The sequence below is a fragment of the Streptomyces sp. NPDC058646 genome, from assembly GCF_042716875.1.
GTDB lineage: Bacteria > Actinomycetota > Actinomycetes > Streptomycetales > Streptomycetaceae > Streptomyces.
The window spans coordinates 1-6735 of sequence record NZ_JBHXRK010000067.1 but is presented as its reverse complement, the minus strand read 5'-3'; the positions used below and the strand labels follow the sequence as shown (position 1 = coordinate 6735).

Annotated in this window: 3 protein-coding genes and 1 pseudogene; all 4 read left to right on the top strand. The window is 66.4% G+C overall.

The window, feature by feature from the left end:
- The first annotated feature begins 296 nt into the window (after positions 1–296).
- Entirely contained in the window at positions 297–896 is a 600-nt protein-coding gene (locus ACFWUZ_RS36040; RefSeq protein ID WP_384382311.1) for a hypothetical protein, read from the top strand.
- Positions 896–5527 carry a putative T7SS-secreted protein gene (locus ACFWUZ_RS36035; protein ID WP_384382309.1) on the top strand — a complete coding sequence of 1544 codons (4632 nt, stop codon included), beginning with the start codon at positions 896–898 and terminating at the stop codon, positions 5525–5527. The genes ACFWUZ_RS36040 and ACFWUZ_RS36035 overlap by 1 nt, the downstream gene beginning before the upstream one ends.
- A gap of 10 nt (positions 5528–5537) precedes the next feature.
- Positions 5538–5969, top strand: coding sequence for a hypothetical protein (locus ACFWUZ_RS36030; RefSeq protein ID WP_384382307.1), 432 nt, complete (start codon positions 5538–5540; stop codon positions 5967–5969).
- Positions 5970–6054: 85 nt separating this feature from the next.
- A pseudogene (locus tag ACFWUZ_RS36025) lies at positions 6055–6648 on the top strand (IS630 family transposase); the annotation flags it as partial.
- Positions 6649–6735 lie beyond the last annotated feature (87 nt).

The window sequence follows — 6735 nt, the reverse complement described above, 5'->3', positions numbered from 1 at the left end:
CTTCGCCCTGCTCCACCAGTTCAAACGACTCGCCGTCCGATGGGAACGCCGCACCGAACTCCACGACGCGTTCATCTCCCTCGCCTGCAGCCTCACCTGCTGGCGACGCCTCAGCAAGCCCGACTCATGATCGTGTTACGAGTTCTTAGGCGAGGAAGTGCCGCATGCGGCAGCTGCGTATGGGGGCGGATCCATGCGACGTAGCGGACCAATTGCGTAGTTCTGTTGACCTGTTACCTGCCTGACCTGCTCCGCGATGTTCCGTATCCTTACGGATGATCTTGGGGGTGGGGATTATGGCAGGGAACGGTAGCGGTGACCTGGAGATGGATCCGGTCGCGGTGAAGAACCTCACCGACGGCCTGCGTGCCGCGATAGGGGAGTTGCGCGAGTTCGGGTCCGACGCGATCGCGACGACGGGCGGTGGCTTCGGGAAGCTGGCCATGACCGGGATGGAGGCCGGGCACGGGCAGGTGGCAGGGGTGTTCGAGGAGCTCTGCACGCGCTGGGAGTGGGGTGTGCGGGGGCTCGTCTTCAGCGCCAGCGCTGTCGCGAAGGCCCTCAATCTCTCGGCCGGCATGGTCTGGGAGGAGGACCGGTACCGCGAGGGGACCTTCAAGGTCGCCGCCAATTCCGTGGTCGGCAATCCGCACGCGGACGAGGACGAGACCGAGAAGAAGTCCTGGGACGAGATCACCGGATCGATGCGGCCGGAGACGCCCGAAGAGGCCCGGAAGGCCAGCGATGACTTCCAGCAGGCGTGGGATCAGGCCAAGCGGGATTCTCTGACGAAGGGTTTCACCGCCGACATTCTGGACGGAGCGGCCGACCACGCGGGGCTGGACCGTGAGGTTCTCGACGAGGCGCGGGCCCGGGCGACTGAGGGCGGGAACTGATGGGGCGCGATCTCGGTGACTGGCTGGAGGCCGGAACCAAAGTTGTTGGTGAGGGTCTGGAGTGGGCGGGCGACAAAGCTGCGGACGGCCTGGAGAAGGCTGGCTGGCGCGATGGAGCCAACGCGGTACGCAGCGGGGTGAACTCCGTTGCGAACCGGCTCGGCGCAGACGTCGGTGAGTCCGAGCTCGGCCAGACCGACGATCCGAAGCAACTGATCCACGGCAGCGCCTCCAAGCTCCGTGCAACCGCCTCTCACCTGAGCGACTTCAAGACAGCCTTCGATCTGACTGGTCAGGGCCTCAAGGGCCTGGACCACGACGGTATCCAGGGCGCGTCCGCGGAGGCGTTCCGCACGACAATCCAGAAGCAGCCCCCGCGGTGGCTCACGGCCGCGGATGCCATGGAGACGGCGGCCGGCGCGCTGAATCGTTTCGCGGACACGGTGGAGTGGGCGCAGGGCCGAGCCCAGGAAGCACTCGACGAGTACAAGACCGCCGCGAAGACCTCGCAGGCGGCGCACGACGCCTACAACAAGTGGGTCGACTCCTACAACGACGCGCTCCGGGCCAAGCAGGACCCGCTGCCGGCCCGTCCCATGGGCTTCACCGACCCCGGCGCGGACGGCATCAAGGCCGCCCGAGAGAAGCTGGCCGAGGCCCGCCGCCAGCGCGACGACGCGGCACGGTCGGTGGTCCAGGCGCTGCAGACGGCCCGGGACGCCGCACCGCCGATGCCGTCAGCGAAAGAGCAGTTCGTCCACCAGACGTTCAGCCTGGCCGTGAGCTCCGAACACCTTGTCGGAGGGATCGTGAAGGGGGCGGCCGGGGCGATCAGCTTCATCCGGGCCGTCGACCCCGACGACCCCTACAACCGCATGCACCCCACCGAGTACAAGATGCAGCTGGCCGGCATGGGGGTCGGCCTCATGAGCGCCGTCAACGACCCGGCGACCACGGGTTCCCGCATGTACGAGGCGTTCATGAAGGACCCCGAGGAAGGCATCGGGAAATTCATCTTCGAAGCCGCCACCACGAAGGGCGTGGGAGCCGGAGCAGGCGTCCTGCGACGCTCCGCGACCCTGGGCCGCATGGCCAACGGCGAGCTGCCGAAACCGCACAACCCGCCCGACACCCCCGACCACAAGCACACCGCCCGAGAGAACCACGACGCGGACAGGGCCGGGAACTCCCGCGAGCAGGACTGCAAGACGTGCGTCGACGACCCGGTCGACGTCGCGACAGGCCGGATGTTGCTCCCGCAGACGGACGTGGTCCTGCCCGGCTCGCTCCCGCTCGTCTTCAGCCGGACCTTCGAATCCTCCTACCGCTCGGGCCGCTGGTTCGGCCCCACCTGGGCCTCCACCGTCGACCAGCGCCTGGAGATCGACGACAAGGGCGTCATCCTCGTCCAGCCCGACGGCAGCCTGCTGGAATACGCCCACCCCGAACCGGCCGGCGAACCCGCCCTGCCCACCCTGGGCCGGCGCCTGCCCATGACCCGCGACGCCGACGGCTGGTACACAGTCACCGACCCGGAAACAGGCCTCGTCCGGCACTTCTCCGAGGACGGCCTCCTCTCACAGATCGACGACCGCAACGGCGCCTGGATCGCCTTCACCTACGACCAGCACACCGGCGCCCCCACCGCGATCTCCCACAGCGGCGGCTACGAACTGCGGATGACCTCGGCCGAAGGCCGCATCACCGGCCTCGCCCTCGCCGACGGCACCCAGATCCTGCGCTACGGCTACACCGACGGCCACCTCACCGAAGTCACCAACTCCTCCGGCCGCCCCCTGCGCTTCGGCTACGACCTCCTCGGCCGGATCACCTCCTGGACTGACACGAACGACCGCCGCTTCGACTATGTCTACGACGAGCGCGACCGCTGCATCGCCCAGTCCAGCCCGGGGGGCCACCTTAACGTCCGCTTTGCCTACGAGGCAGGCGTCACCACGCACACCGACTCCCTCGGCCACGTCAAGCGCTACGTCATCAACGACCGCGCCCAGGTCACCGCGGAGATCGACCCGACGGGCGCCATCACCCACTACACGCACGACACCTACAACCGTCTGCTGACCCGCACCGACCCGCTCGGCCACACGACCCGCTTCGACTACGACGAGCAGGGCCGCCTCACCGCGATCGTCCGCCCTGACGGCCGAACCGTACGTGCCCAGTACAACGCGCTCGGCCTACCTACCAAGGTGATCCAGCCGGACGGCCGGACTGCCTCCACGACGTATGACCCGAATGGCAACCCCACCTCCGCCACCGCCCCGGACGGCACGACCACCCACTTTGCGTACGACAACCGCGGGCACCTCTCCTCGGTGATTGATGCTCTCGGCCACATCACTACCGTTCAATGCGATGCGGCCGGCCTGACCGTGGCGATGACCGATCCGCTGGGCGCGACGACCATCCGCACCAGGGACTACCTCGGCCGCCCGACGGCGATCACGGACGCTCTCGGGCACACCACCCGCCTCACCTGGAGCATCGAGGGCCGCCTTCTTCGCCGAGAGAACGCGGACGGGACTGCAGAGTCCTGGACGTACGACGGCGAGGGCAACTGTCTCACCCACACCAACGCGACAGGCGGGGTGACGACCTCCGAATACGGCGAGTTCGACCTCCTCACCTCCCGCACCAGCCCCGACGGCACCCGCCACACGTACACGCACGACACTGAGCTGCGTCTTACCGCCGTCACCGACCCCCGGGGCCTGACGTGGACCTATACCTATGACCGCGCAGGCCGTATCGCCGCCGAGAAGGACTTCGACAACCGCACCCTCACGTACGCGTACGATCCGGCGGGCCGCTTGGCCTCTCGTACGAATACTCTCGGTGCGGCGACGACGTACGAGTACAACGCCTTGTCCCAACTCGTACGCAAGCAAACGTCGGACGGTGTCACCACCTTCGCCTACGACGCCTTCGACCAGCTCACCGAAGCGATATCGCCCGACGGCACGGTGCTGGTTCGCCAGCGGGATACGTACGGCCGCCTGGAATCGGAAACGACGGACGGCCGCACGGTCTCCTACTCCTACGACCCTCTCGGCCGCAGGACCGGCCGCACTACGCCCACCGGCTCCCACTCGCAATGGACATACGACGCCGCAGGCCACCGCACGGAACTCACCACTGCCGGCCGCACCATCACCTTCGAACGCGACGAGGTCGGCCGCGAGCGCACCCGCACGCTTGCCGCGGCCGTCACCCTGACCCACGACTACGACCCGCTGGGCCGTCCTACCGGGCAGCACGTACAGGGCGAAGACGGTCGGACCCTCCAGCGCCGCGGCTACAGCTATCGCGCCGACGGCCACCTGACCGCCATCGACGACGCCCGCGCCGGGCTGTGCTCTTTCACACTGGACACGGCAGCCCGGGTTATCGCGGTCGAGGCCGCCAACTGGTCCGAGCGCTACGCATATGACGACGCAGGCAACCAGACCTCCGCCGTCTGGCCGACCCGCCATCCTGGCGCTGAGGCCCACGGCGAGCGCTCCTACGCAGGTACCTGCATCACACGGGCCGGCACCGTCCGCTTTGAGCACGATGCCCTGGGTCGCACGACCCTGCGCCAGAAGACCCGCCTCTCCCGCAAGGCGGACACCTGGCACTACGAGTGGGATGCCGAGGACCGCATGGCAGGGGTCACCACCCCTGACGGCACCACTTGGCGCTACCGTTACGACGCCTTCTCCCGTCGCACTGCAAAACAGCGCCTCACACCCACTGGCGCGGTGGCAGAAGAAGTTCTCTTCACATGGGACGGCGCCACCCTGTGCGAGGAGACGTCGGGTCCCGTCACCCTCACATGGACCCACAACGGCCTGCACCCCCTCACACAGGCGGAACGGCACCTCGGTACCACCGACGATCGCTTCTTCGCGATCGTCACCGACCTCGTTGGCACCCCCCGCGAACTGATCGACGAATCGGGCGACATCGCCTGGCGCGCCCGCTCCACCCTCTGGGGCTCCACCACCTGGACACGCGACGCCACCGCCTACACCCCGCTTCGGTTCCCCGGCCAATACTTCGACCCCGAGACCGGCCTCCACCACAACTACTTCCGCACCTACGACCCCGAAACAGCCCGCTACCTCACCCCCGACCCTCTGGGCCTCGCCCCTGCTCCCAACCCGGCGACGTATGTCCACAACCCTCACACGTGGGCCGACCCACTCGGCCTCAGTCCTGAAGGCTGCCCTGACCGTGACTTCTATACGGTTCAGAGCCCGACGGATGCAGCACGTCTCAGGAGCGGAGGAGAACCGTGGCCTGATGACGCGACCCGAGGTCAGTACGGCCACGGTGTGTATTCATGGGGCACGATTGAGGACGCCCGCATCTACGCAGACGTCCGCCTGGGCCAGGGCGTGAACGTTGAGATCGTCCCCTTCAGAGTCTCCGCCGAAGACTTCCTGGGCCTGAAGAAGGCTGAGATTGTCTCCATGTCCCCAGAAGACGCGGAGAGATTCATGGATGCCCACAGTAGGATATATGGAGAGGGTCTCCCGCATGATTACGACTACATCCGAGGATTTACCGGGAAGTACGGCCATGAACATTTCTTCGATAAGCGCATATTCCACCTGTTGAAATTTTGAGGAGATTTAAGTGACCGAGGTTTCCCGCTACAGATTCCTCAGGGGTGGCGTCGGCCTCGCCGCCGATATCTCTGCCGAGGTGCGCGAGATTGCAGGGGTTCCGGCCGGTGCGCTGCAGATCTACCGCAATGTCTACCTTCACCTCCCGGCAGGCCCACTGCCCTGGAAGGATGCCGCCTGGCTTTCCTTCGGACTGTCATTGCATGCCGACCTTCTTGCCGCTGCCGATCAAGGCGCCAGCCGAGTGGTCGATGTAACTTCTCTGGACTATCCAAACGGGGACTACCGGGCGGAAGTGGCCGCTCTCGCAATCGACGGCTGGCTGCATCGTTGCCTGGACCTCCCGGCGTGCGGAGCATCAGTAGCCTACGATCGGGAAAGCCATGAATTCTCGTTCAGCTGGCCAGGCGGTGTCACTCCCTTCGCGGACGACCTGCCTTAGCTTGGGCGGTCCCACGCCCCTGTCATGAGACTGTGTCAGGGCTCACCTGGTCGAAGGATCAAACAGGGGATACCGAACCGTTCATGATCCGCCGGAGAAGGCATTGGTCCTCTGCGTGGACGAAAAGTCGCAGATCCAGGCCCTGGACCGGTCCCAGCCGGTCCTACCGATGATGCCCGGTGTTCCCGAGCGCCGCAGCCACGACTACATCCGGGCCGGCACGACCACCCTCTTCGCCGCGCTCGAGGTCGCTACCGGCAACGTGATCGGCTCACTCCACCGCCGCCACCGGGCTGCCGAGTTCAAGAAGTTCCTGGCCAAGGTCGACAAGGAGGTCCCGGCCGGCCTCGAGGTCCACCTGATCCTGGACAACTACGCGACCCACAAGACGCCGGACGTGAAGAAGTGGCTGCTGACGCACCCTCGCTTTCACCTGCACTTCACGCCGACGAGTGCGTCGTGGCTGAACCTGGTGGAGCGGTGGTTCGCCGAGCTCACCCAGAAGAAACTCAAGCGTGGTGTCCACCGCTCCGTCCAGGCCCTCGAGCGCGACATCCGTGGCTGGCTGACCGACTGGAACGACCAACCCAGGCCCTTCGTCTGGACGAAGACCGCCGACGAGATCCTCGACAAAGTCGCCGCCTACTGCCACCGAATCTCTGACTCAGGTCACTACTGAACTTGAATGCGTGATGTCGGTCTGATCGTGGTCAGTCGTCCATGGGCAGGCCGGTTCCGGCGAGGCATCCGTCGACGAGGTGTGGCC

Excerpts from the sequence above, each read along its gene's own strand:
- ACFWUZ_RS36040 (WP_384382311.1), top strand. The coding sequence starts at position 297 with ATGGCAGGGAACGGTAGCGGTGACCTGGAGATGGATCCGGTCGCGGTG.
- ACFWUZ_RS36035 (WP_384382309.1), top strand. The coding sequence starts at position 896 with ATGGGGCGCGATCTCGGTGACTGGCTGGAGGCCGGAACCAAAGTTGTT.